Origin of the sequence: Desulfurivibrio modestus (assembly GCF_044068625.1) — a bacterium.
GTDB lineage: Bacteria > Desulfobacterota > Desulfobulbia > Desulfobulbales > Desulfurivibrionaceae > Desulfurivibrio.
The window spans coordinates 1-20,607 of sequence record NZ_JBIPKH010000024.1; the positions used below are offsets into that span (position 1 = coordinate 1).

Annotated in this window: 16 protein-coding genes and 1 tRNA gene; 9 read left to right on the top strand and 8 right to left on the bottom strand. The window is 62.6% G+C overall.

Features of this window, described 5'->3' with window-relative positions; translation table 11 throughout:
* The first annotated feature begins 112 nt into the window (after positions 1-112).
* Positions 113-505 carry a hypothetical protein gene (locus tag ACHHRT_RS11820; protein ID WP_395499979.1) on the top strand — a complete coding sequence of 131 codons (393 nt, stop codon included), beginning with the start codon at positions 113-115 and terminating at the stop codon, positions 503-505.
* Positions 506-629: 124 nt separating this feature from the next.
* On the top strand, positions 630-2,606 hold the full coding sequence (locus ACHHRT_RS11825) for a methyl-accepting chemotaxis protein (RefSeq protein WP_395499980.1): 1,977 nt from the start codon (positions 630-632) through the stop codon (positions 2,604-2,606).
* Here ACHHRT_RS11825 and ACHHRT_RS11830 read toward each other — a convergent pair.
* Positions 2,603-4,066: a leucyl aminopeptidase gene (locus tag ACHHRT_RS11830; protein ID WP_395499981.1), complete on the bottom strand. Its 1,464-nt coding sequence runs from the start codon at positions 4,064-4,066 to the stop codon at positions 2,603-2,605. The two genes, ACHHRT_RS11825 and ACHHRT_RS11830, sit on opposite strands and share 4 nt — an antisense overlap.
* A 110-nt stretch (positions 4,067-4,176) precedes the next feature.
* Here ACHHRT_RS11830 and ACHHRT_RS11835 point away from each other — a divergent pair, with 110 nt between their 5' ends.
* Positions 4,177-5,226 carry a hemolysin family protein gene (locus ACHHRT_RS11835; RefSeq protein ID WP_395499982.1) on the top strand — a complete coding sequence of 350 codons (1,050 nt, stop codon included), beginning with the start codon at positions 4,177-4,179 and terminating at the stop codon, positions 5,224-5,226.
* A 1-nt stretch (position 5,227) separates the two neighbouring features.
* Here the strand turns inward: ACHHRT_RS11835 and ACHHRT_RS11840 are convergent, their stop codons facing one another.
* The 6 genes from ACHHRT_RS11840 to ACHHRT_RS11865 form a co-directional block, all read right to left on the bottom strand.
* Positions 5,228-6,586 (bottom strand): 4Fe-4S binding protein, encoded by a 1,359-nt coding sequence (locus ACHHRT_RS11840; protein WP_395499983.1) that lies wholly within the window; start codon positions 6,584-6,586, stop codon positions 5,228-5,230.
* A gap of 2 nt (positions 6,587-6,588) precedes the next feature.
* Positions 6,589-7,704, bottom strand: a complete 1,116-nt coding sequence (locus ACHHRT_RS11845; protein WP_395499984.1) for a S1C family serine protease — start codon at positions 7,702-7,704, stop codon at positions 6,589-6,591.
* A gap of 2 nt (positions 7,705-7,706) precedes the next feature.
* Positions 7,707-9,092, bottom strand: a complete 1,386-nt coding sequence (mgtE, locus tag ACHHRT_RS11850; RefSeq protein WP_395499985.1) for a magnesium transporter — start codon at positions 9,090-9,092, stop codon at positions 7,707-7,709.
* Positions 9,093-9,159: 67 nt separating this feature from the next.
* Positions 9,160-9,456, bottom strand: coding sequence for a hypothetical protein (locus ACHHRT_RS11855; RefSeq protein ID WP_395499986.1), 297 nt, complete (start codon positions 9,454-9,456; stop codon positions 9,160-9,162).
* A 156-nt stretch (positions 9,457-9,612) separates the two neighbouring features.
* Complete coding sequence (gene arfB / locus ACHHRT_RS11860; protein ID WP_395499987.1) at positions 9,613-10,032, bottom strand: alternative ribosome rescue aminoacyl-tRNA hydrolase ArfB; 420 nt, start codon at positions 10,030-10,032, stop codon at positions 9,613-9,615.
* 92 nt (positions 10,033-10,124) lie between these two features.
* Positions 10,125-10,201, bottom strand: a tRNA-Met gene (locus ACHHRT_RS11865).
* 165 nt (positions 10,202-10,366) lie between these two features.
* On the opposite strand from ACHHRT_RS11865, the gene ACHHRT_RS11870 reads away from it, so the two are divergent.
* The 6 genes from ACHHRT_RS11870 to ACHHRT_RS11895 are packed head-to-tail and all read left to right on the top strand — an operon-like array spanning position 10,367 to position 19,795.
* Complete coding sequence (locus tag ACHHRT_RS11870; RefSeq protein ID WP_395499988.1) at positions 10,367-12,070, top strand: GAF domain-containing protein; 1,704 nt, start codon at positions 10,367-10,369, stop codon at positions 12,068-12,070.
* Positions 12,067-13,929, top strand: coding sequence for an extracellular solute-binding protein (locus ACHHRT_RS11875; protein WP_395499989.1), 1,863 nt, complete (start codon positions 12,067-12,069; stop codon positions 13,927-13,929). The genes ACHHRT_RS11870 and ACHHRT_RS11875 overlap by 4 nt, the downstream gene beginning before the upstream one ends.
* The gene (locus ACHHRT_RS11880) at positions 13,930-14,982 is read left to right on the top strand and encodes a microcin C ABC transporter permease YejB (RefSeq protein WP_395499990.1); all 1,053 of its coding nucleotides are present in this window, start codon (positions 13,930-13,932) and stop codon (positions 14,980-14,982) included.
* Between the two features lies 1 nt (position 14,983).
* The gene (locus ACHHRT_RS11885) at positions 14,984-16,051 is read left to right on the top strand and encodes an ABC transporter permease (protein WP_395499991.1); all 1,068 of its coding nucleotides are present in this window, start codon (positions 14,984-14,986) and stop codon (positions 16,049-16,051) included.
* Positions 16,044-17,678 (top strand): ABC transporter ATP-binding protein, encoded by a 1,635-nt coding sequence (locus ACHHRT_RS11890; RefSeq protein ID WP_395499992.1) that lies wholly within the window; start codon positions 16,044-16,046, stop codon positions 17,676-17,678. The genes ACHHRT_RS11885 and ACHHRT_RS11890 overlap by 8 nt, the downstream gene beginning before the upstream one ends.
* The gene (locus ACHHRT_RS11895) at positions 17,675-19,795 is read left to right on the top strand and encodes a GGDEF domain-containing protein (protein ID WP_395499993.1); all 2,121 of its coding nucleotides are present in this window, start codon (positions 17,675-17,677) and stop codon (positions 19,793-19,795) included. The genes ACHHRT_RS11890 and ACHHRT_RS11895 overlap by 4 nt, the downstream gene beginning before the upstream one ends.
* A 6-nt stretch (positions 19,796-19,801) precedes the next feature.
* Here the strand turns inward: ACHHRT_RS11895 and ACHHRT_RS11900 are convergent, their stop codons facing one another.
* Positions 19,802-20,380, bottom strand: a complete 579-nt coding sequence (locus tag ACHHRT_RS11900; RefSeq protein ID WP_395499994.1) for a hypothetical protein — start codon at positions 20,378-20,380, stop codon at positions 19,802-19,804.
* Positions 20,381-20,607: the final 227 nt, after the last annotated feature.

Below are 20,607 nucleotides of genomic sequence, written 5' to 3' on the forward strand. Positions count from 1 at the left end.
ATAAAACACCTATTCCGCCTTAGCTCCCGCCCCTCCGGGCACATCATTTGCACGGACAGCTCCGCAACCAGCCGGAACAGCATCATTGCAACCACAACCCAGGTGGGGGGAGATGCGAGTCATATTCTATGCCATGGAGAATTATCCCCAGTTGGATGCTTGCCTGCGGGCCATCCGGCGGGTCTCGATCGGCCGGACCCTGGAATTTTGCCGGAATCTGCAGGAACTGACCGACGCCCTCTCCCGAAGCTGGAACGGTGAAACCGTGGCCATTCTGGCCTTTAGCGACCAACAGGAGCTAAAGGCGATCATGAACCACCGGGAGCTGCTGACCGACCTGCCGCTGATTCTGGTGCTGCCCGCCACCGATCGGGAGACCGTGCGGCTCGGCCACCAATTGCGACCTCGGTTCATCAATTTCCAGGGTAATAACTTCGCCGAGGTCACCGCGGTACTGGAAAAGTTGCTGATCCGTTTCGGCAACGGCCCGATTCAGGGTTTTTAAATTTGTGGCATTTTACGACATTATGGTAGTATGCCCCAAACCAAACAAAAAAGTAATGATATCATCGCAAAACAACCAGAGAGAAAGAGCCGAAGCAACGTACCAATTTGACAAGGAGTGAAAAATGGAATTCATCAACCGCCTCACCGTCCAAAAGCGCCTTGCCCTGCTGCTGGCCGTGCCCCTGCTCTTTCTCTCCCTGATCCTGCTTAAAGAGTCCTTCGACAACTACCAAAATCTCCAACGGGCCCACGCCACCGTAGAGATCGCCTCCCTGGCCAGCATGGCCGCCGAGATCGCCCACGAGCTCCAAGAGGAGCGCAGCCTGACCGACGCCTTTCTGGGAAGTGGCGGTCGCCTGATGCGCACGGAACTCGCCACCCGCCGCGGTGACACCGATCGTAAGATCAACACCTTTCGTCAGTTCATCGCCGCCAACCATCCCGAACGGGAAACCCCGGCCTTGACCAGCCAAGTCCAGAAAACCCTCAGCGCCCTGGCCGGCTTGGCCGATACCCGCCGCCAGGTGGACTCCCTGAACATCGGCGGCGGCGCCTCCTTTGTCGCCTACGCCGAAGTCCTGGCTGAAGTGCGGACCACCGTCCGCCTGGTCTCCCAGGATATCCCCAGCCCGGAGTTGATGCGGCTGATCGCCGGCCACTATAACTTCCTGGAGTTCGTCATGCGTCTCCATGGTGAACGCCTGTTGATGAACAACACCTTCGCCGCCAACGAGTTTGCCCCCCTGGCCTTCATGCGTTTTGCCGAAAGCCTGGCCGAACAAAAGGTTTACCTGGAAAGTTTCCAGACCCTGGCCGATCCCGAAGTCCGAGCCTTTTATCAGACCAAAATGAGCGATTCCCAGGTCCGGCAGGTGGCCGACCTGCGGCAGGTCGCCATCGACCACCGCTTCGGCGGCGGTTTCAATATCGACCCCGCCCGCTGGGACACGGCAATCCGGGGCAAGATCAAAGCGATGAACGAGGTGGAGAGCAGACTGGCCCAGGATTACCAGGAAGCCGGCCAGCAATATCTCAGTGACAGCCGGACGGCCCTCTTCACCAAGCTTGGCTTAGGAATCCTGATCTGGTGGCTGTCGGCCATGGCCGCCATCTACGTCTCCATCGGCCTGGTCCGCTCCCTTACCGGCATCTCCAACGAGATCAACGACGGCACCAACCAGGTCACCACCGCCTCCCACCAGCTCTCCGCCACCAGCCAGGCGGTGGCCGACAGCTCCTCCCGCCAGGCCGCCGCCATCGAGCAGACCTCCGCCTCGGTGGAGGAGATGAGCGCCATGATCAACCGGGATGCCGACAACGCCCTGCAGGCCGACGCCTTGATGCGGGAAGCCAACCAGGTGCTGACCCACGCCGACGAATCGATGAAGAAGCTCATCGTCTCGATGAACGAGATCAATGCCGCCTCGGTGGAGACTCAAAAGATCGTCAAGACCATCGACGAGATCGCCTTCCAGACCAACCTGCTGGCCCTGAACGCGGCGGTGGAAGCGGCCCGGGCCGGTGAGGCCGGGGCCGGTTTCGCGGTGGTGGCCGACGAAGTCCGCAATCTGGCCATGCGGGCCGCCGACGCGGCCCGGAACACCTCGGGCCTGATTGAAGGGACGGTACAGAAGGTTAAGGGCGGCGCCGGCCTGGTGGACGAAACCGGAGGCTCGTTCTCCAAGGCCCGCAGCGCGGTGGAGAAGATCGCCATCCTGCTGGCCGAAATCGCCACCGCTTCCCGGGAGGAGGCCGACGCGGTGAAGCAGGTCAACGAGGCGATCACTCACATCGATCAGGCCACCCAGGACAATGCCGCCTCCGCCGAAGAGACCGCCGCCGCCGCCTCGGAACTCTCCAGCCAGGCCGAGGCCATTCAGCAACGGGTGGCCGGCCTGCTGGCCATGGTGGGCAAAAAGAGCCTGGCCCCAATGCCCCAGGATAACGCCCCGACCGCGCCGCCGCCAGCCCCGGCCGGGGCGAAAGCGAAGCCGAAACCGAAACCGGCCCTGCCGGCCGGAAAGGCCGCCGCCGACCGCAAGAAAACCGAGGCGGCCAAGGTGATCCCCTTTGACGATGAAACCTTTGAGGACTTCTAAAAACTGCGGATCAGTTCCACCAGGGTGCGAACCCCGAAACCGGAGGGCCCTTTGGGCACGTAGGACTTTTCAGTAAAATTCCAGGCCGTGCCGGCGATATCCAGGTGCACCCACGGGGTATCGCCCACAAACTCCTGGAGAAAGGCCGCCGCCAGGATGGTGCCGGCATCACGTTTGTCGACATTTTTCAGGTCGGCCACCCTGGATTTAAGCTGTTTACGGTATTCCGGCCCCAAGGGCAGGCGCCATGAGGGTTCCCCCGCCCGGGCCCCCGCCGCCAGCACCCGGTCGCACCACTGATCGTCATTGCCCAACAGACCGGCCCGGTGGTGCCCCAGGGCGATAATCACCGCCCCGGTCAAGGTGGCCAGGTCCACCACCAGATCGGGCCGGAACTTTTCCACCCCGTAGGCCAGGGCGTCGGCCATGATCAAGCGCCCCTCGGCATCGGTATTGATCACCTCCACGGTTTTCCCGCCGTATTGTTTAATGATATCGCCGGGCTTAAGCGCCGCCGGGCCCGGCAGGTTCTCGGTGGCGGGCACCATGGCCACCACGTTGACCCCCCGGGGCTTTTCCTGCCCCACCACCTCCATGGCCGCCAGAACCGCCGCCCCGCCGCACATGTCATATTTCATCTCCTCCATGCCGCTGCCCGGCTTCAGCGAGATCCCGCCGGAATCGAAGGTCAACCCCTTGCCCACCAGCAGCAGGGTGGGAGCCTTTTGGGCCGCGGCCCGGTATTCAAGAATCACCAGCCGGGGGGGCTGAGCCGACCCCTGGTTGACCCCGACGAGCCCGCCCATGCCCAGCCTGCGCATCGCCTTCAGGTCCAGAACCTTCAGCCGCAGACCATGCTCTGCCGCCAGCTCCCGGGCTCGGCGGGCAAACTCTTCCGGGGTCCAGCCATTGCCGGGTTCGTTGGCCATATCCCGGGCCCCCGCCACCGCCCGGGCCACCACCACCGCCCGGCGCACCGCCGGCCCGATCCCCCGGGGCCCGCTGACCTCCAGGGCGGCCAGGGCGGGAGCCGGCTCCTCGGGGTCCGGCCCACCTTGATATTTGGTGAAACGATAGCAGCCCAGCAGCAACCCTTCGCTCAAGGCGGCCGCCGCCACCGCCGGCTCAGCCACGAAAGGGGGCAGCAGGGCGGTCACCTTGACCGCCCCGGTCTTCAGCAGGGCCGCCGCCGCCGATCCCCCGGCCAGGCGCCAATCCTCTCCAACGGGCTCATCCGGGCCCAATCCCACCAGAACAATCCGCCGGGGTTCTGGAGCATAAGCCACGTAAACCTGGCCCTTGCGGGCCTTGAAATCCCCGCTCTCCCCGGCCTGCCGCAGACACTTATCCACGGCCGGGGGGCAACCGGGAGCCTCCAGGCCCCCTTCTCCGGCCCGAATAAAGCAGAGCAGGGTTTCCCCGCTGATTTTGCCCGAACTGGTGGTACTGACCGCGATCATCTTCCTTCCTCCTCTCAATTCCTCTGGCTGTCAATTACGCCGGAGTATGGTAAATAGCTCCTTAATGCTGCCCATATCTTCTTTTCCACTTCTCAACCTGGAGGGTTTACGTGCTTACCCAGCTTATCCTGGCAGTCGGCTTCGCCCTGGTGGTTTCAGCTCTCTGCAGTATCTTTGAAGCGGTTCTCTACTCGGTGCCCCAAAGCCGGGTGGAACTGCTGGCCCAGCGCGGCTATTCCGGCAAGATCCTGAAGCGGCTGAAAAAGGAGATCCACAAGCCGATCACCGCCATCCTCACCCTGAACACCATTGCCAATACCGCCGGAGCGGCGGTGGCCGGTGCCGCCGCCGCCGTGGTCTTCGGCGAGCAGCACCTGGTCTGGTTTTTCGCCGCCTTCACCGCCAGCATCCTGCTCTTCTCGGAAATTCTGCCCAAAACCCTGGGCGTCAGCTACGCCAAATTTCTGGCCCCCCTGATCGCCCTGCCCCTGGATCTGCTGGTCAAGCTGCTGGCCCCGGCGGTCTGGCTGATCCACGGGATCACCCACTGGCTGGGACGGGGCAAAGATGAAGAGATGCTGGTCTCGGCCAAGGAGGTGGCGGCTTTTGCCGCCATCAGCCAGAAAGCCGGAGCCATCGACGCCCAGGAGGCCAGCGTAATCACCAACATTCTGGAGCTGCGCCACAAACGGGTACGGGAAGCGATGACCCCCCGCACCGTCACCTTTACCCTGGACGCCAACCTCACCGTGAGCCAGGCCCGGGAATTTGAGAAAAAATGGAACTTCCACAGTCGGGTCCCGGTTTACGATCAGGAGCCGGACAACATCGTGGGCATCGTGCTGCGTAAGGACGTGCTGCTCAGCGCCGCCGCCGACCGGGATCAGGTCCGGCTCAAGGAGCTGATGCACCCGATCCATTTCGTGCCCGAATCGGCCCGCCTGACCAAGGTACTGCTCAATTTTTTCGAAATGCGCCGCCATCTCTTCGCGGTGGTGGACGAGTATGGCGGTTTCACCGGGGTGATCAGCCTGGAAGACGTGATCGAAGAGATCGTCGGCCGCGAAATCATCGACGAGTCGGACCAGATCAAGGATATGCGGGAACTGGCCAAAAAAAAGCGGGCGGACTTTCTCAGCCAGCTCAGCCGTCTGAAGTAATTTAAAAAATTACCACCAGATAGGCAATCAACAGGGTGATGATCAGCAGGTTGATCCCCAGAAAGTTGCGAAACCCCACCAGCCCGGAGAAATCGCGCAGACAGTATTGCCAGAGGATGTAACAGCCGGCGATGGTGCCGTTGAGCATGAAGACGGCGGCCAGGATCTGGACCGGAAACTCGGGCACCGTGAACTGCAGTTTCTCCAAAAACTGCAAACCGAACTGGCGGCCGGCGGTGGGCAGAAAGTCCCCCAGGCCGCCGGTGAAGTAGTACATCCGATAGACCAGCTCCCCGCAAAAGGCCAGGGGGATCAGAATCGGGACCATGGGCGCGAACCTGCCGACCATGGGGTCTTCGGTTATTCCGAACAGCCGGGAGCCATAGCTGATCACCCCCAGCACCACCCCGAAACCCAGGAGCAGCAGAACACTGAACAGCACCGCGTCGGAAAGCCCCAACAGGGCCTGGAGATGGCCGTAGCCGTTGGTTTCCCGAAAAAAACGGGCCAGCTGGGAGCCGATCAGAAAGGGCACGATATAGGTGCAGGTGATATAGCGCCCCTTGTTGCGAATCAGCTCCGAATAGGGGTTGCGCAACAGCAACTGGGGGGAGTCGCGATCGCAGGCCGGCAGGCAGTGGCCGCAGACCAGGCAGTGGAGGTTGTTCTGGACGTTGAAGGCCCCCAGATAGACCGGGCAGCCCCGCTTGCCGGGAGCCCCCTTCTTGCAGGCAAAGGTGGTGCAGCCCCGGCACTTATCGTGGTCGGGGCGGAATTCGGTGATCGACAGGGTGGCGGCGGCGCCGCTGATCCGGCCCAGGGGACAGAGGTGGCGACACCAGGCCTGGCCGGGGAAAAGGACGGAGAGCAGAAAGGCGCCGAAGGTGATGGAGAGCAGAAAGATGGCGGTGCCCACCGGTGAGCGGTCCAGGCCCACCACCACTTCGGTCCAGATGATCAGGGCCAGCAGAAAAACCGAGGTATAAACCCCGTATTTTTGCAAAAAGCGCGGGACCGGCAAATTAAGGGTGAGCCCCTTGTTCTGGAGAAACACGCCCAGGCCGGGGAAAGGACAAACCCCGCACCACATCCGGCCGACAAAGAACCAGCTCAGCACGATGGCCGGCCAGATCACTCCCCAGCTTAGAAACACCACGATATTGCGTTCGGGATCACGGGGGCCGAAAATACCGAAGATCAGCACCAGCATAAAAAGCAGGTCGCTGGCGATCCGCATGTAGGCGTAGTTGTGGCGGGCCGCCAGAAAGCGCCGGATGCTGGGAAAAATCCGAAAAAGATCCAGCCGATCCTGCGGATCGGGGGAGACCAGACTTTTCAGGGCTTTGGTCCACCAGTTCACGCTCAGCCCACCTCTTCCAGCACAACCCAAAGCGAACGGGGCCGGCCCCCGCGGATAATCGTCAGCTCCACCTCATCCCCCACCCGGTAACGGTCAAAGATATTGCGCAGATCATCAAAGGTGCGCACCCGGCTGCCGGCCACCTCGGTGATTATATCCCCCAGCACCAGATCGCCGGCCGCCTGCCTGGTTCCACGCAGCCCGGCGGCCTCGGCGGTGCTACCCGGGCGAATATTGACAATCAGGATCCCCTCCGCCACCCCCAGGCGGCGGGTCAGCTGCTCATGGGCCACCGTCACCCCCAGACCGGGCTGGATCAGGCGACCATGGGTGATAATCTCCGGCACCGCCCGGTTGACCACGTCCACCGGGACCGCGAACCCGATCCCGGCACTTCCCCCGGAGGGACTGTAGATGGCGGTATTAACCCCGATCAGCCGACCGGCGCTGTCCAGCAGGGGGCCGCCCGAGTTGCCGGGGTTGATGGCGGCATCGGTCTGGATCACCCCCTGGATGGTGCGACCGGTTACCGCCCTGATCTCCCGTCCCAGGGCGGAAACAATCCCCGAGGTCATGGTCTGATCCAGACCGAAGGGGTTGCCGATGGCGTAAACCTGCTGGCCGACCAGCAGGTTGGCCGATTGCCCCACCGGCAGGGGAGGAAGTTTTTCCACCGGCGCGTCAATCCGCAGCACGGCCAGATCCTTGTCCGGGGCCACCCCGACCACCCGCCCCGGCCAGGAACTCTGATCGGCCAGGGTCACCTCCACCCGGTTGGCGTCCTCGATCACATGGAAGTTGGTCACGATATGCCCCTGCTGATCCCAGATAAAGCCGGAACCGGTTCCCCGGGGCAACTCATAGACGTTGAGGGTAAACAGGCTGCGCCGCAGCTCGATGGTGGTGATAAAGACCACGGCGGGGGAAGCGGCGCGGAAAATTTCAATGGTGGTCTTTTCCGCCTCGGCCAGATCGCCCCGGGCCACAACCGGCCGGGGTTCGACCAGGGGGGGCTGGCCTCGATCCTGAAAAAACCACCACCAGCCGCCGAAGATGGCCAGCAGCAGCAACAGGATTGGAACCCGCCGGGCGGGGCGGGCAAGGCGCGGGGCGGTCATGGCTACAGCCCCAGCAGAAATTTGGCGATAACAAAGTAACCGGTCACCCCGACAATATCCATGGTGGTGGTGATAAAGGGGCCGGTGGCCACGGCGGCATCCACGTTGAGCCGGCGAAGAATCAGAGGAATAAAGGCGCCGATGGTGGCGGCCAGGGTCATCACCAGCAGGACCGACACCCCCACCACCACCCCCAGCAAACCCGGCTCAACGTAGCCCAGCCGAGCCAGCAGCCCGAGAAAAACTCCGTAGAACAGACCCAGCAGCAGCCCCACCCGCATCTCTTTGAAGACCACCTTGAAGAGGGCGTCCATATTGACCCGGCCGGTGGCGATCCCCCGGACCACGATGGTGCTGGACTGGGTACCGATATTGCCTCCCATGCCGGCCACCACCGGCATGAAAGCGGCCAGGGCCAGCACCTGGGCCAGTTCCGCCTCGAACATGGTGATAATGAAGGCGGCGGCCACCCCGCCCAGCAGGGTGGCAAACAGCCAGGGGGCCCGAGTCCTGGCGTTCTCCAGCACCGGCTTGAGCAGAATCTCCTGGTCCTTACCGGCCCCGGCCATCCGCAGGAAATCCTCGGTGGCCTCCTCCCGGATAACGTCGATCACGTCGTCAACGGTGACGATCCCCACCAGTTTGTAGGATGAATCAACCACCGGTACGGCCAGGAAGTTGTACTGGGAGACGATATGGGCCACTTCGGCCTGGGGGGTGGTGGTGGAAACGGTGATGACGTTGGGGTTCATCACGTTTTTAAGCTGGCGATAGGGGGGGTGCAGCAGCAGCTCGCGCAGGGAGAGGATCCCGGCCAACTGCCCTTCATCGCCATGGGTGATATAAAGGTAAAAGGAGGTTTCCGACTCCTCGCTGCGCTCCTGGACGTTCCTGATCGCCTCCCCCACCGACATCTCTTCATCGAAGGCCATGAAGTCGGGGGACATCAGGCCGCCGGCGGTCTCCGGGTCATAGCGGAGCAGGGCATCCACCTCCTCCCGGTCGGCCTTGCCCATGAGCTTGCGAATCTCGTTGGCCATCTCCTCGGGGAGGGCCTCCAGAAGATCGGCGGCGTCGTCCTTGTCCATCTCCTTGACGATGGCCGACATGTACTGGGGGGTCAGGTCGCTGACCAACTCGAGCATGATCGATTCGTCAAGCTCGCTCAGGAACTCGCCGACCATTTCGGTCTGGGCGATGATGTTGAAGATGCTGCGGCGTTCGGTGGGGCTGAGATGGCGGAAGGTCCAGGCGATATCGGCGGGATGGGTCTTTTTGAGCATCTTCAGGAGATGATCGACGGCATGCCTCCGGTTCAGACGCCGGATGGTATCCAGGATCATCTTCCCCTCGTTGCCGATCAGTTCCCGCTTCTGCCCTTTCCGCATATATTCCCGCCCTTTGGCTTAACCCGTCCGCGAACCTTTTCTGTTATATCGTGCCGACCAGGCGGCGTCAATCGGCATCAACCGTCTGCAGCCAGCGACCAAGCACCTGGACGATCTTGCCGGCCTGATCCGGACTGGAGATATTGAACTTGGACTGGGGTACGTACTGGCCGCTGATCTTGCGGTAACGACGGATGGTGTACTGATCCGGCCCATGGGCTTCCTTCTTCTTGTCCCACTGCCGGAAGCGAAAAATGATGGTGGCCCAGGCCCCCTTGCTGAGGATCTCCTTGTCCAGCTCCTGGACCAGCAGAATCCCATCCTCCTCATAATTGATGGTAATCTCGTTCACATCAGATGCCATCCGCCACCCTCCTTCTCAACTGAAAGCAAAAAAGGGTTCAGCCATAAAAATCCGCCAAACCCCGTAATCTAACCGTGACACAAACCTGTAACCTAAGTCTAACCCATCCAAAAGTCAAACATTTTAACCAATGACAAACGACGGCAAGCCGCTTGCCTATTCAAAATCGGGTCGGCTCCGCGTCCGCTTGACCGCCCCCCGGGACTGCTTGGCGGCCAACCGGCGGCGGCGGGAGGCCGCCGTGGGCCGGGTGGGGCGGCGGCGGGGCCGCACCCGGATCGCCTCGCGGATCATCGCCAGCAGGCGCTCCCGGGCATCGACCCGGTTACGCTCCTGGGAGCGGTGGCTCCGGGCGGTGATGATCAGCACCCCCTCTCCGGTCAAACGTCGACCGGCCAGCCGAAGCAGGCGGCTCTTCACCGCTTCGGACAACGAAGGGGAATTGACCACATCAAACCGTAACTGGACCGCCGTTTCCACCTTGTTGACATGCTGCCCCCCCGGGCCGGAAGCCCGCAGGAACTGCTCCTGCAGCTCCCAATCCTGGAGGGTGATATGTTCGGTGACGGGAATCATGGCGATAACGGCCCCGGCGGCGGGCCGGCCTGGGGAGATGAATTGAAAAGGGGCCGCAACCCTGTCGAGCTGCAGCCCCTCTTTATTTTAAATGGTAGCGGGGGGAGGATTCGAACCTCCGACCTTCGGGTTATGAGCCCGACGAGCTACCGGACTGCTCCACCCCGCGTCGCGTGCCGGGCATAATACCCCGTTGATCCCAAATGTCAAGGCGGATAATCAGATTGACCATTACGACCTGAAACATTAGGATGTCGCGAACAATCAACTTATAAGGTTACGGCCACCGGAGAACCGGCCGGCAGATTCCGCATTCGAGGCAGGACCGTCGTTAATGGTTGCCAGCAAACAGCAAAAAGCCAACTCCGTTTCAACCGACCGGACCCAACCCCCATCCCATCCCGGAATCTCGCTGCTGCTGGGGATCTGCCGCGAGGAGTACGGCCGGATAATCCCCCGGATCAAACGGCTGCTCACCGACGTGGAGGCGCTTTATGCCGGGGAGTGGCCCGACTATGAGGCCTGCGAGGTTGGCTACCACGATTTCGCCCACGCCCTGGATGCCGCGGTGGCGGTGGCCCGGATGGCGGCGGGCTGGAACCGGGCCCAGCCGGGGAAAAAGCTGGATGCCGACCTCTTCTCCTGCGCGGTGGCGGCGGGGATTTTCCATGATGCCGGCTACATCAAGGATAAGGGCGATCATGAGGGCCAGGGCGGCAAATTCACCACCACCCATGTCCAACGGGGAATGGCGATGGCGGCCGGCTATCTGAAGCGGTCCCGTTGGCCCCATCGAGCCGTCGAGTTTGTGCCGGCCACCATCGCCATTACCGATTACCACCGCAACCCGGAGATCGACGGCCAGCTCTTCCGCACCGAACAGGAGATCACGGTGGCCCGGATGATCCCCACCGCCGACCTGATCGCCCAGATTGCCGACAACCGTTATATCGCAAAACTCGACCGCCTGTTCGATGAATTCAAGGAGCTGTACGAGTTCCAGGAGCAGCGGCGGTTGGCGCCGGGGGAAACGCCGGTTTTCCGCTCGGCCCAGGAGATTAGGGATGGGGTGATCGATTTTTACGAGCAGTTCGTGGTCCCAAGAATGGTCAAATTCGGTCGGATGGATAAGTACCTCGCCGTCTATTTTGGCGAAAACCGCAACCCCTACCATGAAAATATCGCGGCCAATCTCTCCAGCCACCTGCTCAGCCCCGGCACTGGCTGGCAACGGCTGGGTGATGCCCTGAAAGGCCTGGGGCTGATCGATGACCGGCAACTGGAAACCGCCCTGGCCCGTCAGCGCCAACTGCGCCGCGCCACCCGGCAGCCCTCCCCCGAGCAGACCAAGGAGGTGCTGCTTAGCTGGATGGACTCCCGCAGCAACAGTACCGGTGACAATCTCGGCAATATCCTGGTGGAGATGGGGGCGCTGCCCCCTTCCGCCCTGGCCGACGGCCTGGCCCACCAGAGCCTGCCCGACCAGTTGCTGGCCAGCCTGAGTGCCGACGACCTGCGGCTCCTGTTGCGGATCTCGGCCCTGATCCAACATCTCAACAAGGGACCCTGGCTGCTGGCCAGCATCATGGAACTGCTCAACCGGCTGCTGGCTTGCGAAACCAGCTCCCTGCTGCTGGCCGGACCGGGCAAAGATGAGACTCTGGTCAGCCTGCCCACCGCCCCCGGACCAACCGGCAAGGAGGGGCGCCGGGTCCCCATGGATAAGGGTCTGGCCGGCTGGGTCTTCCGTAACGGCAAACCGGCCCTGGCACCCAACATGCCGGACGGTAAGAACAGTGGCAAAAACCACCAGCAAGACCTGAGCATCTCTCCTCGTTCCCTGCTGGCCGTGCCCCTGTTCATCAACGGCGCCTGCCTGGGGGTTCTGGAGGCGGCCAACAAAAACTCCGGCCTCTTCAATCAACAGGATCTGCAAAAAATGACCATCCTGGCCAACATGCTGGCCGGGACCCTGGGGGCGATCATGTCGGAAGAATCTCCTCTCACCATGACCTCGCCCGCCTTGAGCAACCGATGAAAAAAAACGCCGCCCCCACCGCCAACTTCCCCGGCAAGGATCTACTCCTGCCGGTGGTTTTTTCCCTGCTGTTGGGTGTCCTGGCGGCAACCGGCACCGCCGGCGCCGGCGAGACGAAACCGGAACTCCCACCCGCTCAGCCCACCCACGGCATCAGTATCGATGGTATCCTGAAATATCCCGAGGGGTTCGAGCATTTCGCCTATGCCTCCCCGACCGCCAGGAGCGGCGGCGAGCTGGTGCTCCACGATCTGGGCGGCTTCGACAAGATGAACCCCTTCACCCTCAAGGGGGCGGCCCCGGCCGGGCTGGACTCCCTGGTGTTCGAACCCCTGGCGGTGGCCAGCCTGGATGAGCCCTTCGCCGCCTACGGCCTGATCGCCCAGGCCATCGAGCTGGCCGATGATCGCCTCTCGGTCACCTTCACCCTCAATCCCTTGGCTCGCTTTTCCGACGGCACTCCGGTGCGGGTGGAAGACGTGAAATTTTCGCTGGAGACCCTGAAAAGCAGCCAGGCCCATCCTTTCTACCAACACTATCTCCAGGATATCAGCCGGGCCGAGATTCTGGATGAGCGGCGGATCCGCTTCCACTTCGCCCGGGTCAACCGGGAACTGCACCTGATCGCCGCCCAGATTCCGGTGCTCTCGGAACAGTTTTACCGCCGCCACCCCTTCGATGCCGAGGGACTGACTCCACCCACGGGCTCCGGCCCCTATCGGGTGGAACGGGTGGTGCCGGGGCGGACCATCACCTACCGGCGCAACCCCGATTACTGGGCCCGGGACCTCAACGTCCGCCGGGGGATGTTCAACTTTGAAACCATCACCTTCAAATATTTCAAGGATCAGATCGTCTCCCTGGAGGCCTTCAAAGCCGGCGAGTTCGATTTCATGGCGATCAATATCGCCAAGCAGTGGGCCCGGGATCTGGATGGAGCCCGCTTCGAGCGGGGCGAGCTGGTCAAGGAGGAGGTTCCCCACCGCAACAACGCCGGCATGCAGGGGTTTGTGATCAACACCCGCCGCCCCATCTTCCAGGATCGCCGGGTCCGCCAGGCCCTCAACCTGGCTTTTGATTTCGAGTGGACCAACCGCACCATGTTCTACGACCAGTACACCCCCTGCGACTCCTACTTCAGCAACTCCTACCTGGCGGCCCGCCAATTACCCGCCGGACTGGAGCTGGAGTATCTGGAAAAGTTCCAGCAGGAGCTGCCGCTCGAGGTTTTCACCACTCCCCTCACCCCGGTGAGCACCGATCCGCCCCACAGCCTGCGCGGCAATCTCCTGCGGGCGGTGGAACTGCTGGCCCAGGCCGGCTGGACCGTGCAGAACGGGGTACTGCGCAACGGCCAGGGGGAGGTTTTCAGTTTTGAGATCCTGCTTGACTCCCCATCCTTTGAGCGGGTGATGGCCCCCTATGTCAAAAACCTGCAACGGCTGGGGATGCGGGTAACCTACCGCCAGATCGATGCCGCCCTCTACATGCGGCGCCTCAACAGTTTCGATTTCGACATGGTGGTGACGGTGTTCAGCCAGTCGCAATCACCGGGCAACGAACAGCGCAACTACTGGCACTCCACCGCCGCCGACCGGCCCGGCAGCCGCAATCTGGCCGGGATCAAAGACCCGGTGGTGGACCGGCTGGTGGACAAGATTATCTACGCCGAAACCCAGGAGGAGTTGATCGCCGCCACCCGGGCCCTTGACCGAACCCTGTGGCACGGCTACTATGTAGTACCCAACTGGTACCTGGACAGTTGGCGGCTGACCTATCGCGACACCTTCGCCCGGCCGGAGACCCTGCCCCTTTACTACCGGCCCTTTCAACTGTTGATGACCTGGTGGATGAAATAGATGGCCGCCTATATTCTCCGTCGCATTCTGCTGATGATTCCCACCCTTTTCGGGGTGATGCTGGTGACCTTCGTCGTTACCCAGTTCGTGCCGGGCGGCCCGGTGGAGCGGATGCTGGCCCAGATCGAAGGCCACGGCGGGGTCGGCGAGGTGCGGACCGGCGGCGCCGGCGACCTTTACCAGGGGGCCCAGGGAATGGACGAAGAGCGAATCGAACAGCTCCGGGCCCTCTACGGTTTCGATCGCCCCCCGGCCGAACGGTTCATCACCATGATGAAAAGCTACCTGGTCTTCGATTTCGGCCAGAGCTACTACCATCACACCTCGGTGGCCGGCCTGGTGATCTCCAAGCTGCCGGTATCCATGTCCTTGGGGTTGTGGACCTTTGTCATCGTTTACGGGGTTTGCATTCCCCTGGGCATCAAGAAGGCGATGAGCGACGGCTCCCGCTTCGATGTGGTGAGCAGCACCATTATTCTCATCGGCTACGCCATCCCCGGTTTCGTCCTGGCCATCGTCCTGATCGTCCTCTTTGGCGGGGGCAGCTTCTGGAACATCTTCCCCCTGCGGGGGATCGTCTCCGATAACTGGCATGAACTGGGAATGATCGCCAAGGTGCTTGATTACCTCTGGCATATGGTCCTGCCGGTGACCGCCAGCGCCGTGGGCAGCCTGGCGGTGATGACCCTGTTGACCAAAAACAGTTTTCTCGAGGAGATTCGCAAACAGTATGTGCTCACCGCCCGGGCCAAGGGCTTGAGCGAAAAGCGGGTGCTCTACCGCCACGTTTTCCGTAACGCCATCATCCCGATCATCACCGGCTTTCCCGGCTCCTTCATCGCCGCCTTCTTCACCGGCAGCCTGCTGATCGAGACCATCTTTTCCCTGGACGGCATGGGGCTGCTGGCCTACGAATCGATCATGAACCGGGACTATCCGGTGGTGTTGGGCACCCTCTACTTCTTCACCATCATCGGCCTGATCTCGCGGCTGCTCACCGATATCAGCTACGTGGTGGTGGACCCGCGGATCACCTTCGAGAGTGTCAAGTAAGATGACGATCCCGCAACAGGCCCCTGATATTGCCGCCGCCAACGCCGGCAAAAAACCGCTCTCCCGGCGCTGGCGGCGTTTCCGGGCCAACCGGCGGGGCTACTACAGCCTGCTGATCTTTGCCCTGCTCTTCGGCCTCTCTCTTTTTGCCGAACTGTTGAGCAACGACAAACCCCTGGTGGTCCACTACCAGCAGGGCTGGTATTTCCCCCTGCTGGTCAGCTACCCCGAGACCACCTTCGGGGGTGATTTCCGCACCGAAACCGATTACCGCGACCCCTTCTTCCGGGCCCGGATGGCGGAGCCCGGCAACTGGGCCCTCTTCCCCCCCAACCCCCACAGCTACGATTCGATCAATCTGGAGCTGACCCGGCCGGTACCGGCCCCACCCTCGGCCGATAATTTTCTGGGCACCGACGACCGGGGCCGGGATGTCCTGGCCCGCCTGATCTACGGTTTCCGTCTCTCGGTCCTCTTCGGCCTGGGCCTGACCATCGTCGGCACCGGCATCGGGATCATGGCCGGGGCCATCCAGGGATATCTGGGGGGACGCACCGATCTCTTCATGCAGCGGTTCATCGAGATCTGGAGCGCCATGCCCGAGCTTTATCTGTTGATTATCTTCGCCGCCATCTTCAAGCCCAGCATCGCCCTGCTGCTGATCCTGCTCTCCCTTTTCGGCTGGATGGGCCTCTCCGATTATGTCCGGGCCGAGTTTCTCAAGGGGCGGAACATGGAGTATGTCAAGGCCGCCAAAGCCCTGGGGGTGGGCAATATCAAGATCATGTTCCGCCACCTGCTGCCCAACGGCATGACCCCGGTGATCACCTTTCTCCCCTTCCGAATGAGCGGCGCCATCCTGGCCCTGACCAGCCTGGACTTTCTCGGCCTGGGCGTGCCGCCGCCCACCCCCAGCCTGGGGGAGCTGCTGGCCCAGGGCAAGGCCAATATCGTGGCCTGGTGGCTCTCGCTGGGCACCTTTCTGGTGCTGGTGGGGACCCTGGCCCTGCTGATCTTTATCGGCGAGGCCCTCCGTGAAGCCTTTGACCCCAGGAAAACCGGTGACTGACCAAAAACTGCTCGATATCCATGATCTGGAACTGGACTTCAAGACCGACGAGGGTTGGTCCCGGGTGCTGGAGGGGGTAAACCTGACGGTCAAACCGGGGGAGACCGTGGCCCTGGTGGGGGAATCCGGTTCCGGCAAGACGGTCACCGCCCTGGCCATCCTCCAGTTGCTGGAGCGTTCCGCCACCCGGATGGCCGGCAGGGTCGAGTTCGAGGGGCTCAACCTGCCGGAGCTGCCCGAACGCGCCCTCCGGCGGGTGCGGGGCAATCGGATCGCCATGATCTTCCAGGAGCCGATGAGTTCGCTCAACCCGGTTTACACCATCGGCGACCAGCTGGTGGAACCCCTGATGATCCATCGCCGGATGAACCGCGCCAACGCCCGGGATTTCGCCGTCGATCTCCTGGAGCGCACCGGCATTCCCAATCCGGCCAGTCGGGTGGACAGCTTTCCCCATCAGCTTTCCGGCGGCCAGCGCCAACGAGTGATGATCGCCATGGCCCTGGCCTGCCAGCCCGCCCTGCTCATCGCCGACGAGCCCACCACCGCCCTGGACGTAACTATCCAGGCCCAGATCCTGCAACTGATCCTGGACATTCAGCGGGAGATGGAGATGGCGGTGCTGCTGATCACCCACGATCTCAACATGGTCAAAAAGTGCGCCGAGCGGATCTACATCATGCACCGGGGCCGAGTGGTGGAGGAGGGTCAAACCCGGACCATCTTCAGCAACCCGCAAGACCCCTACACCATCCATCTCCTGAACAGCGTGCCCAAGGGGGAAGCGGTGGCCAGAACCAGCGGCCCGCCCCTGCTCACGGTGCGCAATCTGCGGTGCCATTTTCCCGTCAAAAAGGGGTTTTTCCGCCGCACGGTGGGGCTGGTGAAGGCGGTGGACAATGTCACTCTGACCATCCGCGAGGGCTCCACCTTCGGGCTGGTGGGGGAATCGGGTTCGGGCAAGACCACCCTGGGGATGTGCCTGCTCCGGCTGGAGCAGAGCAAGGGCAGCATCGAGTACCGGGGACGGGAGCTGCTGAACCTGAACAACCGGCGGCTGCGGCCATTGCGCCGCGAGCTGCAGGTGGTTTTCCAGGACCCCTTCGCCTCGCTCTCCCCCCGGCTCAACGTGGCCCAGATCATCGGAGAGGGGCTGGCGGCCCATAAAATCGGCGGCAACAGAGCCCAGCGGCTGGCCATGGTCCAGGAGGTCCTGCGGGAGGTGGGGTTGCCGCCGGAAGCGGCCGACCGCTATCCCCACGAATTTTCCGGCGGCCAGCGCCAACGAATCGCCATCGCCCGGGCGGTGGTCCTTAATCCCCGGCTGCTGATCCTGGACGAGCCCACCAGCGCCCTGGACATGACCATCCAGGCCCAGATCATCGAGCTGTTGAAAAAGCTACAGCAGCGCCACAACATGACCTATATCTTCATCTCCCACGACCTGCGCACCATCCGGGCCCTGGCCGATGAGGTGGCGGTGATGCAGAACGGCCGGGTGGTGGAAGCCGGCCCCAGCCACAAACTGTTCAGCGACCCCAAACACCCTTACACCCGGGCCCTCTTCGCCGCCGCCTTCCTCGACCCCGAAAGCGCCGCCAACGACCCGCCGGGAGGCCCCCAGTGAACGCCGCCAAGCCCCGGCGCCGACGGGTCCGCCGCCCCGGTTTTATCCTGGGCAACGGCCTGATCATGCTGCTGCTGCTGGCGGCGGTGGCCTACGGCTATTTTGGGGCGGTGCTCCAGCAGGCCCAGCAGGCCCAGCGGGGAATCCAGGGCCTTAACCATCTTGAACATATTCGGGCCATCATCGAACCCATGCAGGAATCCCGGGGATTGCTGACCATGGGCCAACAAGCCGACCCGGCTCTCACCGGTCCCCGGCTGGCAGGGCGGTTGGCGGCGGTGGACCAGGCTTTTGCCCTTTTTCTGGAATATCTGGCCGAAGAGCAGGACCCCCTGGGCCTGGCCCAGGAGAGCGGGGTCCGGCTCCAGGAGTGGCGGCGCCTCCGGACCACTCAGGACTATTCCGCCCCCGAGCAGGTGTTTGCCGCCTTCACCGCCCAGATCGGCCCGCTGCTGGCCCTCCATCGCCGGGCAATCACCACCTCCGGCCTTGATCTCGATCCGGTGGCCGATACCTACAATCTGGTCCAGATTCTCGATCTGCTGCTGGAGCTGGCCTTGGAACCCAACGGGCAGATCCGGGCCCTCTACGCCACCCTGCTCTCCACCCCCGCCGGCAACCAGCATCTGGGTGACCGGATCTTCGGCCGGGCCCTGCTCCTTGATATCGTCAGCACCCGCCTGGAGCACCATGCCGCCATGGTCCTCCAGGCCCGGCCCGATCTGACCGGATCCCTGGCAGAACTCTCCCTTACCATCCGGCCCACCATCGTTCAGATCCGCGATCTGCTCGCTGCCTACTCTCCGACGGGGGCCACCACCCCGGCGGATGCCCAGAATTTTTTCACCGCGGCCACCGAGGTGATCACCGCCGGTTACCAACTCTACGACAACGCCCTGGCCGCCGCCAGGGACAGCCTGGAGCAACGCCGGGCCCAAGCCCAAACCACCTTGCGCCGCGCCGTTCCCCTCTTCCTGTTGCTCGGCCTGGGGACCCTGGCCCTGGTGGGCTGGGGGCTGACCGCCTGGCGCCAGCACCAGCGGGACACCGAGGATCTCCACCGGCAAAGCCGTTTCCAGGCATTGGTGGCCGAAACTTCAACCCGGTTTCTCCAGACCGGTGCTGGATCAATCGATGGAGCCATCAGCGAGATGCTGCGGGCCGTCGGCGAATTTTTCGCCGTGGACCGCGCCTATCTCTTCCGTTACACCTCCGACGGCCAACAACTGAACAATACCCATGAGTGGTGCGCCCCCGGAGTCCCCCCCCAGCGCGAGCTGCTGCAAGAAATTCCCACGGCGGAGTTTCCCTGGTGGCAACAAAGAATGCGGGAACAGTTCCAGGCCGGACGGATCTTCTCCATCCCCGATGTCGACCAATTGCCCGAGGAGGCGGCGGCCGAACGCAAAATGCTCAGTGAGCAGGGCATTCGCTCCCTCTGCACCATGCCGGTGGCCGTCAACCAACAGTTAGTGGGTTTTGTCGGCCTGGATTACCTGCGCCTGCACGCCTGTGATGAAGAACAGACGGGCCACCGGCTGATCATGATCGCCAACCTGATCTCGGCGGGCCTGGAGCGGGAGGCCCTGGAACGGGAACTGACGGTCAACGCCATCACCGACGGGCTGACCGGTCTCTACAACCGGCGCCACTTCTTCACCAGCCTGACCACCCAGATCAAGGAGTACCGCCGGACCCACAAACCCTTTGCCCTGGCCATCTTCGATCTCGACCATTTCAAAGAGCTCAACGATACCCACGGCCATCTGGTGGGCGACTGCGTGCTGAAAGAGTTCGCCACTCTCCTGCGGGAGGGCTTCCGGGCCTTCGATATCGTGGCCCGCTACGGCGGGGAGGAGTTCATCGTGATGTTGATCGACAGCGACCGCGAAGCGGCGGCGGCCATCGCCCAACGGATGCTGGACACCACCCGCCGCCACCATTTTGAGTGCCACGGGGAGTCGCTAAGGATCACCATCAGCGGCGGGGTGGTTGATGTGACTGAAATTACTGCGGAAAAACTGACCCCGGAGGCCTTGGTGGACCAGGCGGACCAGCGGCTCTACCAAGCCAAGGAAGCCGGCCGGGATCAGGTAATCTGGCAGGAGGCAAGGTAGAGGCCGTTAAAAACTGGCCGCAAACCCGACCCGGAGGTTATCGTCGATGGTCTGCTTGCCCAGCCGATCGAAATCCGCCCTGATATTCTGGTATTCGGCGAAGACCTCCAGGGTGGGACTGACCGCGTAACCGACCCGGGCGCCCGTCTCAAGCAGCCGATCCAAGTCGGAAAAGGCGGTGATCTGGGGAACGTAGTAAAGTTTGGCCTGAAAGCCCCAGCCGGCCAACTCCGCCGGATAGTAGTAGAGGCGGGCCCCCACCGAAAGGCCATAGATATCCTGGTTGGCCCTGGTGTCCTTTTTCCGGCCGGCCAGGGCCTCGACACCCAGTCCCAGGCCCAGGCCGGAGGCCAAAGGCTGGGTGATGAACTCCACCCCGGCCGAGGCCAGGGTGAGCCGTTTGCGATCGTTGTAAAGCAGCCGGGCGTTGAACTCGGTGGAGCCGTGGTCATCCTCGATCACCGGCGCCGCCAGTCTGCTCTGGATGGAGGTATCGCTCAAACTAAGCTCGAAGGTCGCGGCCTGGGTCGATTCCACCGCGGCCAGGGCCAAAAGGGCGGTGGCCGCCGCCAATATCTTCTTCATTCTGGTCTCCTTGTTTGGCAAGTTAATTACTGCTGACGCAGCCGGTTGGTTACGGCGGCAACGGTCTGCTCATTTACTTTACGGGTGCTGTAGTGCCAGTCCCGGCTGGACCCCACCCCAAACTCCTCGGTCAGCAAGGTTTAATCTTTATGGCCGGTCGCAACCGTAAACTTAGGGAAGATAACCGAGCCCTTGCCGGGGCGCAAGGTTACATTGTACAATCTGAC